21 protein-coding genes are annotated in these 22,193 nt (G+C 37.0%); 11 read left to right on the top strand and 10 right to left on the bottom strand.

The window, feature by feature from the left end; genetic code table 11:
• Positions 1-118 precede the first annotated feature (118 nt).
• The 5 genes from ACTJIV_RS20050 to ACTJIV_RS20030 form a co-directional block, all read right to left on the bottom strand.
• Positions 119-793 carry a hypothetical protein gene (locus ACTJIV_RS20050; RefSeq protein ID WP_440629238.1) on the bottom strand — a complete coding sequence of 225 codons (675 nt, stop codon included), beginning with the start codon at positions 791-793 and terminating at the stop codon, positions 119-121.
• A 15-nt stretch (positions 794-808) separates the two neighbouring features.
• The gene (locus tag ACTJIV_RS20045) at positions 809-1,297 is read right to left on the bottom strand and encodes a hypothetical protein (protein WP_440629237.1); all 489 of its coding nucleotides are present in this window, start codon (positions 1,295-1,297) and stop codon (positions 809-811) included.
• Between the two features lie 21 nt (positions 1,298-1,318).
• Positions 1,319-2,545 (bottom strand): 3-phosphoshikimate 1-carboxyvinyltransferase, encoded by a 1,227-nt coding sequence (locus ACTJIV_RS20040; RefSeq protein ID WP_440629236.1) that lies wholly within the window; start codon positions 2,543-2,545, stop codon positions 1,319-1,321.
• A gap of 89 nt (positions 2,546-2,634) precedes the next feature.
• Positions 2,635-2,961, bottom strand: coding sequence for a nucleotide pyrophosphohydrolase (locus ACTJIV_RS20035; protein ID WP_111960880.1), 327 nt, complete (start codon positions 2,959-2,961; stop codon positions 2,635-2,637).
• Complete coding sequence (locus ACTJIV_RS20030) at positions 2,961-4,370, bottom strand: hypothetical protein (protein ID WP_111960879.1); 1,410 nt, start codon at positions 4,368-4,370, stop codon at positions 2,961-2,963. Before ACTJIV_RS20030 ends, ACTJIV_RS20035 begins: the two co-directional genes overlap by 1 nt.
• A 178-nt stretch (positions 4,371-4,548) precedes the next feature.
• On the opposite strand from ACTJIV_RS20030, the gene ACTJIV_RS20025 reads away from it, so the two are divergent.
• The 8 genes from ACTJIV_RS20025 (at position 4,549) to ACTJIV_RS19990 (ending at position 11,286) form a co-directional block, all read left to right on the top strand.
• A complete protein-coding gene (locus tag ACTJIV_RS20025) occupies positions 4,549-4,800 on the top strand; it encodes a type B 50S ribosomal protein L31 (RefSeq protein ID WP_111960878.1) in 252 nt (83 codons plus the stop codon).
• A gap of 258 nt (positions 4,801-5,058) precedes the next feature.
• On the top strand, positions 5,059-6,219 hold the full coding sequence (locus ACTJIV_RS20020) for a GlmU family protein (protein WP_223560419.1): 1,161 nt from the start codon (positions 5,059-5,061) through the stop codon (positions 6,217-6,219).
• A gap of 239 nt (positions 6,220-6,458) precedes the next feature.
• Entirely contained in the window at positions 6,459-6,968 is a 510-nt protein-coding gene (locus ACTJIV_RS20015) for an RNA polymerase sigma factor (RefSeq protein WP_111960876.1), read from the top strand.
• A complete protein-coding gene (locus tag ACTJIV_RS20010) occupies positions 6,943-7,617 on the top strand; it encodes a hypothetical protein (RefSeq protein WP_440629235.1) in 675 nt (224 codons plus the stop codon). The genes ACTJIV_RS20015 and ACTJIV_RS20010 overlap by 26 nt, the downstream gene beginning before the upstream one ends.
• A gap of 65 nt (positions 7,618-7,682) precedes the next feature.
• Positions 7,683-8,963 carry a DUF4252 domain-containing protein gene (locus tag ACTJIV_RS20005; protein WP_111960875.1) on the top strand — a complete coding sequence of 427 codons (1,281 nt, stop codon included), beginning with the start codon at positions 7,683-7,685 and terminating at the stop codon, positions 8,961-8,963.
• A gap of 12 nt (positions 8,964-8,975) precedes the next feature.
• Complete coding sequence (locus ACTJIV_RS20000) at positions 8,976-9,476, top strand: DUF4252 domain-containing protein (protein ID WP_440629234.1); 501 nt, start codon at positions 8,976-8,978, stop codon at positions 9,474-9,476.
• A 194-nt stretch (positions 9,477-9,670) separates the two neighbouring features.
• On the top strand, positions 9,671-11,131 hold the full coding sequence (guaB, locus tag ACTJIV_RS19995) for an IMP dehydrogenase (protein ID WP_111960872.1): 1,461 nt from the start codon (positions 9,671-9,673) through the stop codon (positions 11,129-11,131).
• Positions 11,132-11,145: 14 nt separating this feature from the next.
• Complete coding sequence (locus ACTJIV_RS19990; RefSeq protein ID WP_420837291.1) at positions 11,146-11,286, top strand: T9SS type A sorting domain-containing protein; 141 nt, start codon at positions 11,146-11,148, stop codon at positions 11,284-11,286.
• A 61-nt stretch (positions 11,287-11,347) separates the two neighbouring features.
• Here ACTJIV_RS19990 and ACTJIV_RS19985 read toward each other — a convergent pair whose 3' ends face one another.
• The 5 genes from ACTJIV_RS19985 to ACTJIV_RS19965 form a co-directional block, all read right to left on the bottom strand.
• Entirely contained in the window at positions 11,348-11,545 is a 198-nt protein-coding gene (locus tag ACTJIV_RS19985) for a KTSC domain-containing protein (protein ID WP_111960868.1), read from the bottom strand.
• A gap of 95 nt (positions 11,546-11,640) precedes the next feature.
• Positions 11,641-12,324 carry a T9SS type A sorting domain-containing protein gene (locus ACTJIV_RS19980; protein WP_440629233.1) on the bottom strand — a complete coding sequence of 228 codons (684 nt, stop codon included), beginning with the start codon at positions 12,322-12,324 and terminating at the stop codon, positions 11,641-11,643.
• A gap of 6 nt (positions 12,325-12,330) precedes the next feature.
• A complete protein-coding gene (locus ACTJIV_RS19975; RefSeq protein ID WP_111960864.1) occupies positions 12,331-12,921 on the bottom strand; it encodes a phage tail protein in 591 nt (196 codons plus the stop codon).
• Between the two features lie 131 nt (positions 12,922-13,052).
• Positions 13,053-14,915 carry an AAA family ATPase gene (locus tag ACTJIV_RS19970; protein ID WP_111960862.1) on the bottom strand — a complete coding sequence of 621 codons (1,863 nt, stop codon included), beginning with the start codon at positions 14,913-14,915 and terminating at the stop codon, positions 13,053-13,055.
• A gap of 14 nt (positions 14,916-14,929) precedes the next feature.
• A complete protein-coding gene (locus ACTJIV_RS19965; RefSeq protein WP_336379121.1) occupies positions 14,930-16,000 on the bottom strand; it encodes a DUF4407 domain-containing protein in 1,071 nt (356 codons plus the stop codon).
• A gap of 341 nt (positions 16,001-16,341) precedes the next feature.
• On the opposite strand from ACTJIV_RS19965, the gene ACTJIV_RS19960 reads away from it, so the two are divergent.
• From ACTJIV_RS19960 to ACTJIV_RS19950, 3 genes are all read left to right on the top strand, one after another.
• Positions 16,342-17,910, top strand: a complete 1,569-nt coding sequence (locus ACTJIV_RS19960) for a T9SS type A sorting domain-containing protein (protein ID WP_440629232.1) — start codon at positions 16,342-16,344, stop codon at positions 17,908-17,910.
• A gap of 5 nt (positions 17,911-17,915) precedes the next feature.
• On the top strand, positions 17,916-21,200 hold the full coding sequence (locus ACTJIV_RS19955; protein WP_440629231.1) for a hypothetical protein: 3,285 nt from the start codon (positions 17,916-17,918) through the stop codon (positions 21,198-21,200).
• A gap of 6 nt (positions 21,201-21,206) precedes the next feature.
• Positions 21,207-22,193 (top strand): DUF6443 domain-containing protein (locus ACTJIV_RS19950; RefSeq protein WP_440629230.1); only part of this gene is annotated, 987 nt, incomplete at its 3' end.

Here is a 22,193-nt window from a genome sequence, read left to right as displayed (position 1 = left end):
TCTGAATAGGTAAGTGAAAAGGTATTTATAAATGTGGATAACTCTGTGGATAAGTATGTGGACAACGTAAAAAAGAAATAAGCAGAATAAAAATTCTGCTTATCTATCGGGTTGATTTTCAGTAGTTCAATTCTTTTTTTAAGCCGGGTACTTTAAATTTGTTTTCCCCAATCCTGAAATTGTTCATTTTGATCAAAGTTTTAAATGGATGGACGAATTCTTTGTGAATATCTTTCGGAATATCCTTTTCTTCATCATCACAGGAGGAATATTCTTCATCTGTAATTACTTTCCCTGTTGAAAAATTGATCTCTGTCAGGTAATTGAACTCACAGGTGTCTTCAAATCTGTCATGGGAACCAATGAGGTAGAAATCACCATTCTGAAATCTGAAAGTATGTTGATAAGTCTGTGTATGTCTCGAATTGGTATTGAATATTTGGGTAATAGAGAGCGTGTTATTTTTAATAGATAGTTCCGGTGGCGTATTATCTTCTGAATAAAACCCCATTCCGCTGGAAAAAAGAACCGTATTGTTTTGTTTCCAGATCTTAAGTTTTCCGTCTATATTTTTTAGAATAAAGAATATTCTCAGGAAATCATCGTGGTCATCCGTATTAATTTTTTTATCGGTATTGAAAATAATTACCGTTTCATCTTGTCCGTCTTTGTCCAGATCTCCTTTGGCTTCGGCAATTTTTTGATAACCTTTCGGTGCTGTAAAATATTTCAGGTTCTGTGCGTAAAATTCTACAATTAATAAAGAGGCAGCAAGAGAAAAAAGTTGTTTCATTTTAATAGGATTAAATTATGAACCAAAATTCTCTTTCTTAACATCTGTGTTTTCCAGATTACATATGCAGCCTTTGATGGTTTTATATACTCCTGTAATATCAGTTTCTTTTCCCTTGCTGTCAGTGACGGTAATGCCGGTAGAAAACGATTCATCTTCTGCAGTATAGGTTCTGAACAGTTGATATTTGTAGTTGTTTTTGGTAAATGTCAGATAGCTGAGGTCCATGCCTGCATTTTGTTTTCCGCCACCTCTATGGTAAGAGCTGTATGTAAACTGCTTCCAGCTTTCTTTGGTTCTTGTGGCTGGAAATTCCATTTCTACACGGTCTTTACTTCCAAACCGATATTGAATGTAACTGTTCTTTTTATCTTTAACCAAAGACATGGTCTTACCATTTTTCGTCTGAAATGAAAAAATAGTCTCCTCATTAGGCAACAGATACTGTGCCCATGAAAACATAGGGATCAACAGAGAAAAAAAGAATACATGCTTTTTTATCATATTAGAATTTTTTAAAGCTTACTATCCTTTAATCATTATGTCATTCAGGTCTTTCCAGAACATCGGATAAGACTTTTCCACGACATCCTCCTCTTCAATAGTAAGTTCTTTAATAAGGCAGAAAGGAGCAAAACTCATCGCCATTCTATGATCCTGGTAAGTGGCGATGGAAATATTTTCTTCCGGTTCCCCGAAACTCACAGATTTGATGGTAAGGTCTGTAATTTCTGTTTCAGTGCCCAGTTTTTTCAGTTCATTATATAAAGCTTGCAGCCTGTCGGTCTCTTTTACCCTTAAAGTGCCCAGTCCGGAAATTTCAAAAGGAATTTTTAAGGCTGCTGCTGTTACACAAAGTGTCTGGGCAATATCCGGGCAGTTATTCATATCCAGGACGATTTTTTCCGGGAAAATAAAATCAGGTTCCGGCTGAAGGGTAATCTTATGTTCGTCTTCAGTAAAAGTCGTATCAATACCGAAAAAGTCTTTATAGATCTTGGCAATGGCAGAATCTCCCTGGGTGGATTCTTTGTAAAAGCTTTTCAGATGGATGGTTTTTCTTCCCAGTGCACAGATCGAGTAGAAGTACGAAGCCGAACTCCAGTCACTTTCCACTTCGTAACTTGTGGCGGACAATTTGCCATTCACATCAAACGGTTCCACTTTAACTGTGTTTCCTTCAAAGCTGTTTTTTATTCCGAATCTTGTCAGGATATCCAGCGTCATTTCTATATAGGATCTCGAAGTAACTTCACCCACCAGGTTAATTTCCAGTCCGTTTTCAAGTTTTCCGGCAATCAGAAGCAAAGAAGTAATGAACTGGCTGGATATATTGGCCGGAACATTGACCTGTTTTTGAGTGATTTTCTTTCCTGTGATCTTTAGCGGTGGGAAGCCTTCATTTTCCAGATATTCAATTTCAACACCCAGGTCTTTTAATGCGTTGACTAGATTTTTAATGGGTCTTTCCTTCATCCTTTTGGATCCTGTAAGAACAGTGGTTTTCCCTTCAAGGATAGAATAATAAGAAGTAAGGAAGCGCATGGCTGTTCCTGCATGGTGGATGTCTACGGTTTCTGTATTTTCAGACAATGCTTTTTTCAGCAGCTGGGTGTCCTGGGAATTAGACAGATTCCCGATCTGTATATTCTTGAATAAACTTTCTAAAATCAACAAACGATTCGAAATACTTTTCGAACCGCTGATCTGAACTGTTTTATCTGATGCTAATTTTGATTTTTCTAACTTCATTATTTCTGCAATTTAAAAGATATTTAGATAACAGGCGTCAGATATCAGATTGTTTTAAAGTCTGATATCTGACATCTCATATCTATTTATTATTTCAACTTCTCGTTGTTCTGATGCCGTTCTTTATCACGGTCTGTTTTGATTTTCATTTTCTTGTCGAAAGCTTCCTGTAAGTTCACTCCAGTCTGATTGGCTAAACATAAGGTAACAAACAGTACATCTGCCAGCTCTTCACCGAGATCTTTGTTTTTATCGCTTTCCTTTTCGCTTTGTTCACCGTATCTTCTGGCGATGATGCGGGCTACTTCACCTACTTCTTCGGTCAGCATAGCCATATTGGTCAGTTCATTAAAATAGCGGACTCCTATGGTTTTTATCCATTCGTCAACCTGTTCCTGCAACTTTGTGATTTCCATTATTGATAGGCTCCAAGGGTAGGGTTAGTTGTTCTTGACACATTCACAATATCAAAAGGTACAGTTCCGGCTACAGTGACGTTGCCTTTTCCTCTTGCGGGAGATGTTGTTTTTACCCGTAGGTTCATCTTCGCTGCAAAATAATTGAGGAACTGAGGATCCTGATTTTTAATACTTTGTATTACATTAGGACTGGTGTCAAAATTAAATCCGGCTTCGGGAACTCCTGAATATTTGATAAGGGAGTTTTGAATAAGGAATTCAAACTGCTGTCCGGGTGTCTGCTCAAAATTAACCGAATTATCCCTGTCTGAAAAGACGATACTGTTTTTTATATCAAGTCGTTGAAGCGCTCCCTGTTCTGTAGTTCCTGCGGCATTTTTCCATTCATTGGCTGCCATAATTCCATTCCTGTTAAAAGATCCCATTGTTTTAGAATAATTCGCAATCGTAGCATGGGTGTAGCTGTGATTTCCACCTCTGAAAATCCCGATACACGATTCTCCACAGTTGTTCATCACTAAATTATTAGCCGTAACCGTTGAACCCACTGCATAAATACCGTATTCAAAGAAAGTATGGATGAATGAGTTTTTGATATTTGCCGTATTTTGTTTCATATCCAGTCCTCTTGTTCCTCCGAAAAGTCTTGCAAAATTCATATTGAGAATAGAATTGGGTTCCATTCGGATAGAATTCCAGTTCTTGGGAATTGTATCATAATATGGGTCATTTCTGTCTCCACGCAGGATCACTTCATTATCAAAAGCTCCGTTGATATTTAAGGTTGCACCAGATGACACCTTCATACCGCTGTTTTTGTGAAAGTAAACTTTAGTTCCCGCCTGGATGTCCAGTGTGATATTGGGATTGATGGTTAGATCTCCATAGATGATCTTGGCCTTATTATTATTCCATGTTGTATGGGTCGCAATTACATTAGGATTGCCTGGTGTTTCGATGAAAAATTCCGCATCCTGAACAACAGAAAATAAAGTCACATGTTGCTGTCCAGCACCACTGCTGAAAAGGATCTTGTCTTCAGCTATAGCCTCGGGTCCGGTAGCTTCAGGTGCGATTTCCACAAAAATATACATACTGTCTTTCTTTCTCAATGGTACATCCTTGAAATCATAGCCTGGTTTCCCGTCTACATTGATTCTATATAATGATGCACTTCCTTTTTCCAGATTGATCCTCGGAATTAAAACATCCTTATCCTCATTATTATATACTTTTACAAAATATGTTTCAGAACGTACCTGATGATAGACCGTATCACAGAATACAGTGTCCCTTGAAAAACTTAACTGCTGTGATGGAGCATCAAAAGTAATATCATCTTTATTGCACGATACTGCTACAAGAAGCATCCAAAAAGAAAAAGCCAGTAATAGTTTGATTTTCATCGAAATTTAAGTTTAAGATTTCAAATTTAACGAAAATACTTTGAATTTCTTATCTATAAAAAATATTGAATCTGGTATTTGTATATTTGAAAAAATGTTGTACTTTTGCAACCTAAAATTAGCAGAGAAATACCATTACTATTTCGGAAGCAAACTTTAATTTTTTAAAAATTGTATTATGAAAAAAGGAATCCACCCAGAAAATTATAGACTTGTTGTTTTCAAAGATATGAGTAACGACGAGGTGTTTCTTTGCAAATCTACTGCAGAAACAAAAGACAGTATCGAATATGAAGGACAAGAATACCCATTAATCAAAATGGAAATCTCTTCAACTTCTCACCCTTTCTACACTGGTAAAGTGAAACTAGTTGACACTGCAGGTAGAGTTGATAAGTTTATGAACAAATACAAAAAATTCGCTAAGTAATTTTTTGTTACCAAACATACTGAAGTCTTCCAATTTGTTGGGAGACTTTTTTTATTTTAGAAATTAGAATAACGGTAAGGTATATTTAGAAGGCACATATTGATTCTGAATTCTGAAATCTAAATTTCAAATTCTATTTCCAGCTATTTTCGTATTTTTGTTTTGAACAGAAATTAGATGCTCCGAATTGTTAGCAAATCATTATCTCAACTTTGGATCTCTAACTTCTAACTTCTAATCTCTAACTTCTATATTATAATGCAATTAGTATTTTCAGATGCCCAGTATTGGGAAGATTTTCTTCCGTTAACTTTTACCCGTCCTGTTGCCGCCATGCGATGCGGAATCCTTACCTTTTCCGAGCGATGGCAGAAGGTCTTAGGAAATACTGAGGTTTCTTACTTTACCGAAAATTATCTTCAGAATAAATTTAAATCCCCTGAAGATATAGAAAGCTTATTTCTAGTCACTAATTTTCTGCCGACCGAAACAGTCATCCAGCAGATTAAAGATCTTAAGCAGGGGGAAGCCTTAGTTTACGAAGATGAACTGATTGCCGCCAGGATCAATATGAAAGGTTTTTCTCTAAACCAAATCGAAAAGATGACGGATATAAAAGAGAAACTGACTTTCTTTAAAAAGCCTGCAGACTTATTTACGTATAATCATCTTGCCATCGATTTTGATTTCAATTTGCTGACTGAAGGAAGAACTTCACAGGAATTATCTTCCACCAATGGATTTTTAGGGGATAAAAAAGATCTTTTCATTGAAGAAGGAGCCCAGGTGGAATTTTCTACCATCAATACAAAAACAGGAAAAATCTATATCGGGAAAAATGCTGAGGTGATGGAAGGTTGTAATCTCCGTGGACCAATCTCTCTCGGAGAGGATTCCAAGTTTAATTTAGGATCAAAAATTTATGGTGCCACGACTGTTGGTCCTCACTGCAAAGTGGGAGGCGAAGTGAATAATATCATCATATTCGGATACTCAAGTAAAGGACATGAAGGCTTTGTTGGAAATTCCGTGATCGGCGAATGGTGTAATTTCGGGGCAGATACGAATTCTTCCAATCTTAAAAACAATTATAGCCAGGTCAAATTGTGGAGCTACAGAACGAAAGCTTTTGAAGACACAGGGCTTCAGTTTGCAGGTCTTATTATGGGTGACCACTCTAAAACAGCGATCAATACCCAATTGAATACCGGAACAGTAATAGGAGTTGCTTCTAATATATTTAAGCCAGGTTTTCCGCCAAACCTTGTGGAGAATTTCTCATGGGGCGGGAGTAAAGATGATGAAAGGTTCAAGCTGGATAAAGCCTATGAAGTGGCAGAAAGAGCAATGGCAAGAAGAAAAGTGGCATTAACGGATGAAGATAAAGCTATATTGAAACATATTTTTAATACATATTAATATTGAAAGCCTCCATTTGGGAGGCTTTTACTTTATTGGATACTGATGATTCTCTCACAGACAATTAAATTATCTTCAAGAAAATAAAAAAAGAGTAATTTTATAAAAATCATAAAACTCCTTTGTAAACAGGTTTTATGAATGTATAGAGAATCTAAAATTAGAAAATTATCATTTTTTTTATAATGTAGTGTAATAGAATACAATTTTTAATTGTCTTACTAATAGAAACAAAACTCATGACCCAAGAAACTTTCAAGAATACGGTGTTTATTCTCAAAGACGAGATGTATCGTTTTGCGAAAAGATTCGTTATGAGCAGTGATGAGGCAGAAGATGTGGTGCAGGACCTGATGATTAAATTCTGGCAGAAGAAAGAAGAGTTGGAGAAGTTTGGAAATTTAAAATCCTATGCTTTGAAATCTGTCCGGAACGAATGTCTGAATCGGCTGAAGCACCATGATGTGAAGTTGGGATTTGCAGATTTGCAGCTTCACCGCTCAGAATTGTACAGCATGGACATCAATAATCTGAAGGAGCATATTATAGGTTTTATCAACCAGCTCCCGGAAAAGCAGAAAATGGTGATCCATCTGAAAGATGTAGAAGAATATGAGGTCTCGGAAATTTCCGAAATGCTGGAAATGGAAGAAAACGCAGTAAGAGTAAACCTGATGCGGGCGAGACAAAAAGTAAAAGAACAAATATCACAACTGATGAGCTATGAACAAAGATCAATTTCAGAATAAATACGATGAGATCTTCCACGATATAAAGGAAGAAAAGATGAACTGGAGTTTTGAAGATTTTCTTCAGAAAGCAGAAGGTGGGGCTGAAGGCTCCGAAATGAACGAGGCGCCCATCATTCCGCTCCAAAAAAATAAGCCTTCATTTCCGAAATGGTTTTGGATGGCAGCAGGATTAGTGTTTCTTTTCAGTGTTGGTTTCTTCTTTAATGATTACCGTACAGGGGTTATGGAAAGAGAAAAGCTGGTTAAAGATGAGGTTTTGAAGCAGAAATCAAAATTTATTGAAGAGAATAATGACCATCAGGAGCAGGTAGCGGTTAACCATACCGATTCCATTTCCGGAGCGAGAAAAGATTCTATCTTCCAGGAAAATTCAGTAGCGGAAAAGGATGTGCTGGATGAGATATTGCCAAAAAGAGGAAGATTGAAAAAAGAAACAAAACCGAAGTTCGTCAGTAACTCTTCATTCAAAAATAATAAAGCTTTAAAAGATTCTACCGGATATAAGGATTCTTATGTCATAGTTAACGGTAAAAGGATCGATAATGTAGATGAAGCTATCAATGTAACTAAATATTCATTCCAGATATTTGCCAATAACGTTAGTGAAAAGTTAGCTCAGCCTACAGTAGTAGACGACGATTATTAACAATAATAATAGATTATGCTCTGATCAGGTAACAATAATCAGCTTAAGAAAATAAAAATTGACTCATGAAAAAAATATTTATAGTATTCGCACTCGCTTTTTCCCATTTCTTTACAGTGTATGGGCAACGGGATAAGTTCGACATGCTTTTTGACAGGTACCAGGAGGTAGAAGGTGTAACCTCTATTAAAATTGCAAAGCCAATGTTCAGTATGCTGAGCAGCCTTGATATTGATGATTCCCAGCTGGATCAGATCAAGCCTCTGCTTTCGAAAATTAACGGATTGAAAATCCTTATTACAGAAAATCCGGAAAATATTAATACAACAGAAGGACGCAAAGTTCAGGATAATCTTTCCAGGCTCAGCAAAGATGTTTCCATGTATTTAAAAAACCTTAATTACAATGAGATCATGTCTGTCAATAATTCTGGTTCAAAGATAAAATTTCTTTCTTCTGATGCAAAAGACGGAATGTTGGATGATCTCCTGCTTAGCATTGATGGAGGAAAAGGCGAAAATATCCTGGTCATGCTGGATGGAAAGCTTTCTATGGATGATGTGAATAAAATCATTAATTCCAGCGAAACCAAGACTAATACCAAGACCAATACAAGGAACAGCCTTACCTCTGAAAACAATTCCTCTTATCTTAACGGGGAAGCAAGAAATGTAGGCGAGTTCTCAGGAATTCAGGTAAGTGACGGAGTGAATGTGGTTTTCAAACAGGAAAGTCCTGCCAACGTAAAGGTAATCGCTGATTCTGATAAACTTCAGTATATCATTACAAAAGTGGAAAATGGAGTTTTGAAAGTCTACGTAGACAATAAGGGAACAAAGAATTTAAAGTTTAAAAACTTAAGCGTTAACATTTCCTCTCCAAGAATGGACAATATTAAAGCTTCTTCAGGAGCTAACTTTAATGTAGTGAACTCCTTAAAAGAAAATAACCTGGTTATTGATGCATCATCCGGAGCTAATGTGAAAGGAGACTTTAAGGTCTCTAACACACTGGATGTTGGAACTTCATCAGGAGCAGTGATAAGAGCAGGAATTACGGCGGGAACTATCATGATAAAAGCATCAAGCGGGTCCAATACAGCCTTTGAAGGAAAAGCAGATTCCGGAATAATAGATATCAGCAGCGGTGCTCTTTGTAAAGCTGACGATCTGAGGCTAGGTAACCTTGAAGTGGAGGCTACATCTGGGGCAAACCTTTCGGTAAATGTTTCCACAAAACTGAAAGTAAAAGCTTCTTCAGGAGGAATGGTAAAATATAGAGGAAGACCTGAAATAGAATCCAATATCAGTAAAATGTCCGGAGGTAATCTGAAACCTATCGATTAAAAAATGATAACCATGAAAACTTTAAAAAACATTTTTTTAGGAATCCTTACATTGCTTACGCTTCAGTCATGTATTGTTTCAGGAAAACCTAATATGGATTTCTTTAAGCATTCCGGGTATGATTTTAAAGGAGCAACATTTGCCAGCTTCAATGTACCTGTATTTATGGCAAAACCTTTTATCAAGAAAGCTTTGAGAGAAGATGGTGAAAGTGAAGAAGTCATTGCTCTGGTTAAAAAGGTCTCAAAAATAAAAGTCATGACCGTAGATAACGGGAGTAAAGAAATGCTCAACGAATATTCCAGGTATCTGAATGACAATAACTTTGAAGAATGGGCAACCATAAAGCATAACGGTGAAAATGTCAATGTAAGGGTAAAGCAGAATGGGGAAACCATTAAAAATATGATGATTACTGTCAATTCAGATAAAGAACTGGTTTTCGTGGATGTGAAGGGAAACTTTACAGCAGATGATATTTCAAACGTAATTAATGCCGCTACAGATAAGTAACCACTGTTCATAAGTATGCATCATTAAAGATATAACAAGTAGTTTCATACTATACTAATTATTTTGTACAGAAAGGCCGTTCTTAATAAGAGCGGTTTTTTCATTTAAGTTATTGATTATTAAATTTTATTTAAACTATTGAAAAGGATTTTCATATCTCGTCAAAATAACCTAATTTTGCAAAGAAAGTAAAGATGTCTATTCATAACAAAATTGTAGAGACAGCCATCACTTTCGATGACGTTCTTCTAGTCCCTTCTTATTCAGAAGTTTTACCTAACCAGGTATCATTAAAATCAAGACTTACCGACAAAATTACGCTGAATGTTCCGATAGTTTCTGCTGCGATGGACACAGTTACTGAAGGAGATCTGGCTATTGCTCTGGCAAGAGTCGGAGGTTTGGGTTTTATCCATAAAAACATGACGATCGCTGAGCAGGCTGCACAGGTGAACCGTGTAAAACGTTCAGAAAACGGAATGATTTCTGACCCTGTTACCCTTTCTAAAGATCACACCTTGGCTGAAGCTAAGGAAACTATGGCCAAATATAAAATTTCTGGCCTTCCTGTAGTAGATGCAGATAATGTACTGATAGGAATCATTACCAACAGGGATGTAAAATATCAGGAAAATCTTGATATGAAGGTTGAAGAGATCATGACCAAGGAAAATCTGATCACTTCTGATAAAAATACCAACCTTGAGCAGGCTAAAGAAATTCTTCTTAAAAGCAGAGTTGAAAAGCTTCCGATCGTGGATAAAGACAATAAGCTGGTGGGATTAATTACCATTAAAGATATTGATAACCAGTTGGAATATCCGAATTCCAATAAAGATCACAAAGGGCGTCTTATCGTAGGAGCAGGTGTTGGAGTTGGAGAAGACACGATGGACAGAATTGCAGCATTAGTAAATGCTGGTGTTGATATCGTGGCTATTGACTCTGCACACGGACACTCCAAAGGAGTTTTGGATAAAATCTCAGAAATCAGAAAGGCATATCCGGATTTAGATATCGTAGGAGGAAATATTGTAACTGCTGAAGCAGCAAAAGACCTTATTGAAGCTGGAGCTAACGTTCTTAAAGTTGGAGTTGGACCCGGCTCTATCTGTACAACGAGAGTGGTTGCCGGCGTTGGGGTTCCCCAGTTATCTGCGATCTACAATGTATACGAATATGCAGCTTCCAAAAACGTAACAGTAATTGCCGATGGAGGGATCAAGCTTTCCGGAGATATTGTAAAAGCGATCGCAAGTGGGGCAGGAGCAGTAATGCTTGGTTCCCTTTTAGCCGGAACTGATGAAGCTCCGGGAGAAGAAATTATCTTCCAGGGGAGAAAATTCAAATCTTACCAGGGAATGGGAAGTCTTTCCGCTATGAAGAGAGGAGGAAAAGAAAGATATTTCCAGAGTGAGGCTAAAAAGTTCGTTCCGGAAGGAATTGAAGGAAGAGTACCACACAAAGGAAAGTTAGAAGATGTGATCTTCCAGCTGACCGGAGGTTTAAGAGCGGGTATGGGATACTGCGGGGCTAAAGATATTGAAGCTTTACAGAAAGATACTAAAATGGTTATGATCACCGGAAGTGGTTTGAAGGAATCTCATCCACATGATGTAATTATTACTCAGGAAGCTCCGAATTATTCTTTTTAGGATATTAAAGATATATTATAAAACTGGCTGTACATAATTTGTACGGCCAATTTTATTTAAAACCTACAAATAACCAACAGCTTGAAAAAGGAGTTTATATGGTTCAGATTTCCAATGGGAAAGATAGCAAAACTTCTAAACTGATCATTAAATAAAAGTTGGTCATACAAAATATAAATGCCTCCGGTACCGGAGGCATTTTTTATTATGATTGGTTCAGTTGATTTTAATATATTTAAATCTTCGCTTGATAACATTATTCAGGAATCTTCCCTTCGATTGGGCTTCTCTGAATTTTTCAGATATAGATACCGGAACCTTAAGGTAATCATAAACAGCACCGGACTGATATACAATTCTTAATATTTCAGTCTCAGGAAAATAAGTATAGCTGTTGACAACACTTGAAGGCATGGAATATAACCTGCAAAAAATATTCCCAAAAATAGCCCTCAGAAATTCCGAAGGCTATATCAATAATCAAGTAATGCTATAAGACATTATAGGTTTTATTTTTTCACGAATTTAAATTCATGAGATTCAAAATTTTTAGCATTAATTTTTAAAAGATATACTCCTGCAGAAAGATGAGATACATCGATTTTCTGATTAAACGGTTCAGACCTTACCAGCTGCCCATCTAAGTTATAGATTTGTGTCGTCTGCCCGGTATCAATTCCCGAAATACGGATAACATCTGAAACTGGGTTTGGAAAAATCTGAATTTTAGATTTTGTGACCTCCGATGTTCCCAATGGCGAGCTGTGTACATCCCCTGTCATTGTAGAATTGGTGCCGGTAAGATTTCCTCCGCATTGCCCACTCGTTACGGCTGAATTTTCCACCCAGGTTCCAAACGTATTGCTTGGTGGATTCATACTGGCGTTATTTCCTGTTGAATTGTAATAAATAAGCGAAGGAGCAGTAAAGGTTCCGTTTCCTTCATCAGCGAAAAATTCCCACCTGGTAAGGGCATTATTCCATTGAATTTTAAATTCGCAGGTCCCCAACCCACCACATGGCTGACCATCAACCGGTGTTGTAATGTAAATATTTTTGTTGAATGCATCAATTCCGGTTTTCGTGAATATAAAATTCTGGTTGTCAAATAGGTTATGACACCCATTGAAAGTAATGGTCTGGGCGGCCATCGTACTTCCAAGAGCTATTGCTAATAAGTATAGAATTTTCATAACTTATTAATTAAAAGATGGATAAATACCCTGTAAAGCTATGATACATCTCATTGTAACAAAGGGAGGTCTGTTTTCATGGGGTTGAGATCCTCCGGCTGGATTCACCATGGTAGCCTTCATTGTTGTATTTGCATTGGCGTCTGAATATTCCTTGTCTAAAAGTTTAGTATCTGCAGGGAGATTCCCTGTAGGTGTGTTTTGATTTCCTTCAGCTGTTACAGCATTTATGGTATGACTATGAATAGGCATCTGTTGTTGCGTCAGTGTAACAGTTTCACTGCCGCCAATTTCGCCTATTAAATAATTCTGCGAAATGCCTGGTCCCTGTCCCTGGGAAACTAAAACTCTTCCTCTCATATCAGGCAGCGCAAAATTAGTTGTTCCGTTTCCTCCATAAGTGGTTCCCAATAAGGAGAAAAGAGCCTGGTTTTGAGCTATAGGCAGGAGTTGTCCATTGCAGTCTGCCCATCCGTTTGGTGCCCTGTTGTAGGGTACAAAAGCAATCTGTCCAAGGAAAGGTTCATATTGTGCTTTTAAAGTAGAAATGAATGCAACGCTTATGAACAGCGTGAGTGCTAAAATTGAGTTTTTCATGATGGATTAGTTTAGTAGAGTAAAATTATAAAATATTCGGATAAAATAATCATATATAGAAAAAACCTCTCAGAATTGACTGAAAGGTAAGATGTTATTAATTTTAATTTCTATTTTTCTAGATTTTTTCTCTACTGGCCGAGCATCTTATGATACGTTGCAATATGCAGATGTCCTTCTTCTTTAATGCTCACCTCAAGTTTATGTTTTTTTGCGGTCAGGTAGATTTCTTTAGGCAGCATACTGCCTTTTTTGCTGAGTTCAATGCTCATATCTTTCAAAAGATCTAAATGAAGAAGCAGATCTTCCCTCGTTTTTACAGCGAGATCCTGCATCAGTCTTTCAATTTTTTTATCTGTAATATCATGCTGCATACGATGCGGATAATCCTCCAGGCTGTATGTTGCCTGATATTCTTCATCAAATCCGTATTTTCTGATATAATCGGTGGCAAGTATGGTAGCCTGCTCCCTGTCGTGGCTTCTTCCTATGCTTGCATTATTTTCTCCAAAAATGATTTCTTCAGCAATACCACCGGCCAGATAAATTTTAATCCTGTCAAGCAGGCTCTCCTTTGTATCATGGATCTGGTGCGGAAAGGTAAATCCTGCAGCATAACTGCTGGCTACTTTGCTTTTCAGCTGTAAAGGGGCAAAACCTGTATAAAGCATATAACATACTGCATGGCCACATTCATGAACACTGATATTGGCTACTGCATCCTGCTGGCTGGATTGCCGTATACTGTCGATTCTTCCGGTATAAGGAATTTCAATGATACGTTTTCCTACTTTCCCGGTGATTGTTTTCTGCTTCACCAGATAATCAATTTCAATGGTTTTGTCATCATTAATGATGGCTTCAAATAGAAATTTGCTGAGGTTTGTATCAAGGATATCAACTACACTGCTGAATACCGGGCGCACACCCTGTACAGGAAAGACTCCGTTTCTATAGATCAGCTCATTGATGCTTTTGCTGATTTTTAAGCTGATCCCAAATTTTGTTTTTGTCTTAGTTTTAAGATTGTTTATTTCCCTTTGGATAAGTTGCTGAAAATCTTCGGTCTTTAATGAAAAATAGATCAAATGGATATTTCCAAATCGTGCTACCTGCTCCGGGCGGAATTTTCTTGACAAAGCATTTTTTATATCAACAACGGTTATTTTCTTTGTGAATGCATGATATATATTCGCATCTATATCCGCTTCGCTGGTTTCACGGGACATCTGAAAAGCTTCATCCAGGTTTCCGCTGATAATGATCAGCATTTTGCTGTAATCTACCGGCTCATAGATTTTTTTCTCTTTCTGCTTCTTCAGAATCAGCTTGATCATATCTTCCTCTTTCATATCGATGATGCTCATCACATCATCTTCCATGCTGAGGTACTTTTTCAGTTCCTTGGCGTCCCAAAGATTCAGATAAGGATTTTCGTCCATTTCCGTTTCGCCGTTCATCTTTCTGCGCTCATTTTCCTTTTTACGCAAAAGGTAGGAGAACAGATAATGTTCGAGATCATCCCGTTCCCTTTTGCTTAACCTTCCGTCACTTAAAAGTTCCCAAAAATCAGTAAACTTTGTCTGTGGTACCGGAGTGCCGTCGGGATCGATTGTATTAAAACGCTGGATCTCATCAAAAAGAACGATGCTCGGTTTTTCATCACTGAGGCGGTTACTCTGGAAAATATCGGATACACTTTTACTCCATGAAGTTTCGTCGCTGTTGCTGAGCTCTATCTCTACAAAACGATTTTGAAATTCCAGGAACCGGACGGTTTTTCTTACAAGATCTGTCTTTCCTACGCCCGTCATTCCCCACAGATTAATCACTACGGGACGGGTTAGGATTTCGGGCATCAGATACCAGATCTGGATGTATTCCATTAAATCATCAATAATCTTATCAATTCCGATGAATTCTTTTTTCAGGAATGCTTTACAGTCGTCCAGCTTTTTCTTTTTCTTCTGGATCTCTTCTTTATCAATAATCATGCGTGAAAAATACGCTATTTTTTTAAATTATCCTTAAAATCATCAATTCTGAAATCAGTCAGGGCATTTCCCTTTTCAATTTTTTCCTTAGAATAGAGCCTGAAATCATTCTCTGTTTTTTCTAACAGATAATCATAAGGTCCGACATGGGAAATTAATTTTACCAGAACCGGAGAGATTTCAAGACATATGAAAAGCCCCATGATAAAAGCTGCTGCCAAACCGATAATTGCAGAGTTTTTGCCCAATTCATCCAAAGCCTGGAGTCTTGCAGCAAAACCATTGAATTTATCCTCAAAGGTTTCCGAAGATTTCCTTTCTGTTTCCAGGTTCGTATAAACTTTAGAGATCTCTTTATCTAAATATTCGACTCTGGGGGCATTCTGCTTCTGGAAATTTTCCAGATCCTGACGACGCTGTTCCTTCAATTCCTGCTTACGTTTTGCGTTAGGACCATAACCTTCTTTTCCACTCGTAAGCCCGGACTGTTTTCCAAGGATTTCTTTTTCAAGCTCTACAGCTGCCGAATCATAAGCTTTCTGATACTGTACGGCTTTTTCTGCAATCTGTTTTTTTTCAGTTTCAAAAGGGCCGCTCTGTTTCAGGATTCTGCCGCTCATTTCGCCCTCAAGCTGTTTTTTATTTCTTTGAATGATGGTATTGAGTTGTTTGTTAACCTCTTTTTCAAAAATTTTAAGCTCCAGAGGCTTAGAAATAATAATTCCTAAAAATGTTGCTAAAACAAGACGGGGAATAGCCATTAAAATCTGATTTCCCCATGTACCTGTTTTTTTGATGGAGGAAACGATGTAACGGTCCAGGTTGAAGATCATTAATCCCCACAGAATTCCGAAACCCACTGAAGTCCATATATTGTCAAATACAGTATACATGGCATAACCTGCAGATAAAGTGGCAAAAACGGCAGTGAATAATACAATTCCTCCAATTCCTGAAAATTTATTCCATTCGCTCGGAGTCTTTCTTAAAATATGAATGTTTCCTCCGGAGCATACCATCAGAAACTTCTGGAACCAGTTTATTTTATGATTCGCTTGATTTATAGTTTGTTGGTTTGTTTTCATTAGTGAAAATTTATACAAATGTAGCACTAAAAATCATACCAATGTAAAAGATAGTATTATGTTTTGCCAAGTAATTAGGCGTTTTGATTTAATTGATTGATTTACATTATACTAATTGTTGCTAAATAAGAACGTTCAATAATCAATTTAAAATATTATATCTATGATTTTAATACGCCACGTTCTGTCGTTTTGCCCAGATATCTTTGCCTAATACAATCAGCAAAGTGATAAAAAAACACTTTAAAGTGAAGAAATTATATTAAATCACATTAACATGACTTGATTGTGTTAAAAAACGTTAAATTTGCAAAACTATACGGACTAATATACATAAATAGATGAGAAAACTCTACATGAGTGCATTTACGATGTGCACAATCCTGAGTCTGTCGGCCCAGGAAGTATTATGGCAGAAAGACATCAAATCCTCTACACAGGATTTTCTAAGCCAGGTTACTACAACAATAGATCAACAGTATCTGATCACAGGAAGCTCAATTCAATCCAGCCCTTCAATAGGCTCAGGGACCTCAAGTCAAAAGCAAAATAATGGCTACGATTTTCATGCGATAAAACTGAACCAGCAAGGTCAAGAGGTCTGGGAAAAGTTCTTTGCCGGAAACAACCATGATTATTTATCTGCAACCGTTGCTACACAAGATGGTGGATTTTTGATTTCTGGTACCTCATATTCAGGAAAGGGTCTGGATAAAAAAGAAGATTCCAAAGGTGGATCTGATATTTGGCTGATCAGATTGAATGAATTTGGAGACGAATTGTGGCAGAAAACTTTAGGATCAGCATCCGATGAAGAAGCAAGGTCAGTCATTCAGACGACAGATTTAGGTTTTTTTGTAGCTGGGAATGTTCAAAACTCAGCTAAAGGTTATGGTTCCAAAGATGTTTTGATTGTAAAACTCGATAAGGACGGAAAAGAACTCTCTCAGTCAGTTTTAGGAGGAAAAGGTTTAGATGAAGTAGAAAAAATGATTCCAACGAAAGATGGAGGAGCTTTGTTAGGGATCTACTCAAGAAGTACTACAGGCGGCTCAAAGAAAACCGAAAACTTTGGCGAAGGAGATTACTGGGTGATCAAGCTTGATAAAACAGGAAAAACAGAATGGGAAAAGAGTTTTGGGGGCAAAGCAGATGACCATTTAAGAACACTCGCCTTAACTGCTTCAGGCTATTTAATTGGCGGCGAATCCAGATCCGAAAGATCAGGAAATAAAACCGCAGGTATAGAAGAAGGCACCGATCTATGGCTGATTTCTTTAAACGAAAGAGGTGAAGAAATCTGGCAGAAGTCTTACAATTTTGGAAACCGTGATATTCTGATGGGAACGAGTGTAATCCAGAGTCAAGATTCAAGAGCCAAGAACCAAGATGTCACAAAAGGAATTCTTTTGGGAGGTTACACTCAGGCAGAAGGAAGGATTGAAGCCGATGATGAAACTTTCTGGATGCTGTATCTGAACCAGGACGGTAATGAACAGTGGAGAAAACACGTAAAAGGCGAATCCAGAAAACGTGAGGAAAGACTTTCAGATATAAAGCTGAACAGAGATGGCTCCATTATCCTAGCAGGAACCAGTGCAGAAGAACTTGGAAAAGAGAACTGGAAGATTGTGAAGTTGGGGGATAAACAGCTTGATCAGTTGATTGAAAAACAGGATATCAAAATCTATCCTAATCCTGTTTCAGACTATGCCTATGTGGAAATTGGCTTTGATTTCAAAGAAGCTGATATAATGCTGTATGATATGGGTGGAAGACAGCTTCATAGTTTAAAGACTAAGAATAAAGTAACGAAGATTAATACTCAGAATTTGATACAGGGGGCTTATCTGGTGACAATAAAAACCGTCACGAACAAAACTGCGAGTGCTAAACTGATAAAAAAATAAACACAATGAAAAGAAAATATTTACCAATATTATTGTTATTAGTAAACCAAACATACAAAAGTCAAAGTATACCTTCAAATAATAATTACAACCTGCCACAGATCGTTGTCCCATCTCAGGAAACATTTGCCAGCAGCAGGCTTAATTTTGAGCCTTCCTCAACAGGAGATTTTAGTTATCAATATCCTATTTATGGAGGAATTAAAACGCCTGTCAATTTAAACTATACAAGCGGGGTAAGGGTAGACGATATTGGCAACAGTACCGGAATGTCATGGCAGCTTAATACAGGAGGAGTAATATCAAGGGTCGTGAAGGACGAAACGGATGAGAATAGGACAAATTGGAAACCCACTACTGTAGATGAAACAGCAGATTTGCAGAGCATAAAAAGCGCTGCACTAACAGGCAATGCCATCGATACAGAATATGACTGGTTTAATTTCTCCATCTCAAATGGTCTGTCAGGCAGTTTCTATATAGACAGCAACCTAAATGCCTATATAGAATCGAAGGATAAAATAAAAATTCAAATTATTGATAAGAATACACCTATAGTCGGTTATGGGAAGCTATTGGAATTTATACTCACAGATAAAACTGGGAATGAATATTATTTTGGAGGCACAGAAATAAATCTTGAGAAAACAACCTATCAAAATGCAGGTCCGGATCAGCATGCCATTACAGGATGGTATTTATATAAAATCGTTAGCCCGGAGAAAAAAGAAACCCTATTTAATTATATCACCGAAAATATCACGTATTATTCCTCTCTGAATGCAAGTTTTAATCTCCAGGGGAATTGTAATCCTCCTTTATCTGCTGATCCTTACACTTACAGTGATATAATCAAAACAAAATCTATCCTGCAATCCTATAAACCAAGATTGAATACCATTTCAGAAGATGGTACGGAAATAAAATTTGTTTATAATAAAGAACGAAAAGATATATTCAACAGCAATGCTCAGAATAACTTACTTACTTCTATAGAGATTAAAAGCAATAACAGGTTGATCGATAACTATAGTTTTGAGTATTTAGATACGCTCAATACCCCTGCTGCTGCCTATTATGGTCTTCCAGGAGATGAAAGATCTACGACCAATAGGCATTTTCTAAAATCAGTGAACCGGATTAACAGGAATGCTAAGACTGAATTTGAATATTATAATTTGGGCTCACTCTCTGCCAGATTCAGTTTAAGTTCAGATTATTATGGCTATCCTAACGGAGTGGGTAATTCTTCTCCATTTCCAGCCATTGCCAATGATAATAATTTTGGGATTTTTCAGGGGCTTTCCAGTTACATGCCACTATCCATGCTTTCTGCTGATAAAAAGGTTAATCCCCTGCTGGCATCTGTCGGTAACTTAAAAAAAATCATCCATCCTACGAAAGGAGTTTCTGAGATCTTTTACGAACCTAATGCAAGTATGGAGCTTGTAAACGAGCAGGTAAAGGAGTCCCAGTTTTTAAGTGCCAATTTTAACAAATGTAATCTGGCCAATGATGAGCCTTTAGCTTCTTTTACTTTTGTTTCCAATGGAAATTTTATTGAATTTTATGGAGAAGCCTTTTTTGATGATTCTTATGGATGTGGAGAACCCGATAATCTACATGATATTCATAAGCTCAAAATAACCGACCTGACAACCGGAAGTACTATTTTTTCGGATAATAATCAAGTTTCTGAACCTTTAGAGGCTGCAGATGGAACAAATCATTTTCCAATCGCAACAACAAACGGACATACTTATAAAGTTGAATATTCTGTATCATCTGCAATCGGAGCTGTAAGTGGATGGTTAAATGTAACCTATAATAAACATACTGTTACCTCTAATAAACTGGTCTATTTTGGAGGAAGCAGAATAGCTTCTTTTAAAGAAACTAATGCAGAGGGTGCTGATTACACCAAGAAGTTTTATTATAATTCTTTGGCTAATATAGGTAATCAGAAGGCCTCAATCGCTGATTACAATACTACTTATGTGATGGCACAGCAACAGGAGACTTCAAAACTCTGCCAGTCTAGTAGCAATACACTTCCAAAGGTGGAAATACATAATGTTTATAGTGCCTCTCAAAACAGCATACTTCCATTTTTCAACCATAGAAAAAACAGTGTGTTTTATAGTACGGTAACAGAAGTTATAGAAGGTAAAAGTGCAATGGAACGAAAATTTTCATACGAGGATAATTTAGATCCTTATATGGCAAGATCTCCTATGATTTATTATATTCCTAATACCAATTTTGGAGAATTAAAATCTAATTTATTGCTAGAAGAAAATATTTACAAATTTGAAAATGGGGGCTATAGCCGCGTGATAAATAAAGCTTATAAATATGATTATTCTCAAATAAAAAGTTTGAAGAGTTATGTATTCAGAGAAAATTTCGCTTATTATCCTGACCCTGCACAAGATCAACTGATCAATATCTCATACGGTTTTTATGAGAATTACTATGGTTTTTACAATCCAACTGAGATAAAAAGTACAGAATATCTGCCTAATAATGCTACGTTAATTACGACCAATACAAATACTTATTTAAATCCTAATCATTATCAGTTAACAACATCTAAAACGCAGTTCCCTGATAATTCCATTACGGAAACTTCCTATAGCTATGCTCATGAAAAAGGGAACCAGCTGATGATTGATAAGAATATGGTTGGTATTCCTTTGGAAACAACCACCACTAAAACTATTGCGGGTGTTGCAAAGCAATTGGATAAAACAGAGATTGTTTATCCAACAACATTATCAACACCACAGACCGGAGATCTGGTATTGCCACTGTATGTAAAATCTTTTGATAATTTGAATAATACGCCTTCAACAGAAATTACCTATGACAAATACGATTCAAAAGGTAACCTTCAGCAGTACACGACAAAAGAAGGTATTCCAACCACGATCATCTGGGGGTACAATAATACCCAGCCCATTGCCAGGATTGAGGGAGCAAAGCTAGCAGATATCCCACAGTCACTCATTGATAATATTGTGAATTCATCCATTAATGATGCTCAACTAAGTACCGATGCATCAGAACAGTCACTGATCTCAGCTTTGGATGTGTTCAGAAATAATGCTGCGTTAGCAGGTTATCAGATCAGCACTTATACTTACGATCCATTGATTGGAGTAAAAAGCATTACCCCTCCATCAGGAATCAGGGAACTTTATAAATACGATATAGCCAACCGTCTTGAAAAAGTGATTGATATCAATGGAAAAGTATTGAAAGAATATAAATACAACTATAAAAACTAACACACGATGAAAAAAATAATTATCCCGATCAGTGCATTATTTATAACGGGTTTAGCTCATGCACAGCTTTCACTGACAGAAAATTATGTCTATTCAAAAACATATCTTTCAGACCCTGCCCTTTCAACTCCAAAAACCTCAGAAACTGTTCAATATTTTGATGGATTGGGCAGACCAAAACAGGTAGTGAATGTAAAAGCTTCACCATTGGGAAAAGATATGGTTACCCATATAGAATACGATGGGTTCGGAAGACAAGTGAAGGATTTTCTTCCTATTCCTCAGTCAGGAACCCAGAACGGGGCTATTGTAACCACACCATTAGCCAATGCTCCATCGGTATATGGATCAGAAAAGATCTATGCAGAAAAAATACTGGAAAACTCTCCACTGGATCGAATCCAACAGCAGGTTCAGGTTGGAAATGACTGGTCAAACAAACCAATAAAATTTCAATATGATACTAATGTCAATGGAGAAGTTTTTCAATTTACAACCAATACTACCTGGGTTAATAATGCTACTTCTTCTGTTTTAAGCTTACCTGGAACTTTTCCAGCTAGTCAGTTATACAAAAATACAGTTACGGATGAAGATGGTAATATCAATATAGAATACAAAAATGGGAAAGGACAAATCATTATGGCAAGAAAACATGACGGAACCTTTTATAATGACACCTATTATGTGTACAATGAATATGACCAGCTTGCCTTTGTACTTCCTCAGAAAGCCCTTTTCCAACCTATAACGGATACTCTGTTAAATGACTTGTGCTACCAGTACCGCTACGATGGCAGGGGCAGACTCGTAGAAAAGAAACTTCCTGGCAAAGGTTGGGAATACATGGTGTATGATAAATCAGACCGTTTGATTTTGACTCAGGATGCTGTAATGGATACACAAAATAAATGGTTCATGACCAAATATGATACATTTGGAAGAGCGATCCTTACAGGAATTATTTCAGCAGGAGAAAGAGCTGCTTTACAG

This window comes from Chryseobacterium sp. 22532, assembly GCF_052044665.1.
Classification (GTDB): Bacteria; Bacteroidota; Bacteroidia; order Flavobacteriales; family Weeksellaceae; genus Chryseobacterium; species Chryseobacterium lathyri.
This window is presented reverse-complemented; position numbering and strand designations above follow the sequence as displayed.

What these genes read in the sequence shown, in the direction of transcription:
- ACTJIV_RS20050 (WP_440629238.1), bottom strand. Translation starts at nt 793, where the DNA reads ATGAAACAACTTTTTTCTCTTGCTGCCTCTTTATTAATTGTAGAATTT.
- ACTJIV_RS20045 (WP_440629237.1), bottom strand. Translation starts at nt 1,297, where the DNA reads ATGATAAAAAAGCATGTATTCTTTTTTTCTCTGTTGATCCCTATGTTT.
- ACTJIV_RS20040 (WP_440629236.1), bottom strand. Translation starts at nt 2,545, where the DNA reads ATGAAGTTAGAAAAATCAAAATTAGCATCAGATAAAACAGTTCAGATC.
- ACTJIV_RS20035 (WP_111960880.1), bottom strand. Translation starts at nt 2,961, where the DNA reads ATGGAAATCACAAAGTTGCAGGAACAGGTTGACGAATGGATAAAAACC.
- ACTJIV_RS20030 (WP_111960879.1), bottom strand. Translation starts at nt 4,370, where the DNA reads ATGAAAATCAAACTATTACTGGCTTTTTCTTTTTGGATGCTTCTTGTA.
- ACTJIV_RS20025 (WP_111960878.1), top strand. Translation starts at nt 4,549, where the DNA reads ATGAAAAAAGGAATCCACCCAGAAAATTATAGACTTGTTGTTTTCAAA.
- ACTJIV_RS20020 (WP_223560419.1), top strand. Translation starts at nt 5,059, where the DNA reads ATGCAATTAGTATTTTCAGATGCCCAGTATTGGGAAGATTTTCTTCCG.
- ACTJIV_RS20015 (WP_111960876.1), top strand. Translation starts at nt 6,459, where the DNA reads ATGACCCAAGAAACTTTCAAGAATACGGTGTTTATTCTCAAAGACGAG.
- ACTJIV_RS20010 (WP_440629235.1), top strand. Translation starts at nt 6,943, where the DNA reads ATGAACAAAGATCAATTTCAGAATAAATACGATGAGATCTTCCACGAT.
- ACTJIV_RS20005 (WP_111960875.1), top strand. Translation starts at nt 7,683, where the DNA reads ATGAAAAAAATATTTATAGTATTCGCACTCGCTTTTTCCCATTTCTTT.
- ACTJIV_RS20000 (WP_440629234.1), top strand. Translation starts at nt 8,976, where the DNA reads ATGAAAACTTTAAAAAACATTTTTTTAGGAATCCTTACATTGCTTACG.
- guaB (WP_111960872.1), top strand. Translation starts at nt 9,671, where the DNA reads ATGTCTATTCATAACAAAATTGTAGAGACAGCCATCACTTTCGATGAC.
- ACTJIV_RS19985 (WP_111960868.1), bottom strand. Translation starts at nt 11,545, where the DNA reads ATGCCTTCAAGTGTTGTCAACAGCTATACTTATTTTCCTGAGACTGAA.
- ACTJIV_RS19980 (WP_440629233.1), bottom strand. Translation starts at nt 12,324, where the DNA reads ATGAAAATTCTATACTTATTAGCAATAGCTCTTGGAAGTACGATGGCC.
- ACTJIV_RS19975 (WP_111960864.1), bottom strand. Translation starts at nt 12,921, where the DNA reads ATGAAAAACTCAATTTTAGCACTCACGCTGTTCATAAGCGTTGCATTC.
- ACTJIV_RS19970 (WP_111960862.1), bottom strand. Translation starts at nt 14,915, where the DNA reads ATGATTATTGATAAAGAAGAGATCCAGAAGAAAAAGAAAAAGCTGGAC.
- ACTJIV_RS19965 (WP_336379121.1), bottom strand. Translation starts at nt 16,000, where the DNA reads ATGAAAACAAACCAACAAACTATAAATCAAGCGAATCATAAAATAAAC.
- ACTJIV_RS19960 (WP_440629232.1), top strand. Translation starts at nt 16,342, where the DNA reads ATGAGAAAACTCTACATGAGTGCATTTACGATGTGCACAATCCTGAGT.
- ACTJIV_RS19955 (WP_440629231.1), top strand. Translation starts at nt 17,916, where the DNA reads ATGAAAAGAAAATATTTACCAATATTATTGTTATTAGTAAACCAAACA.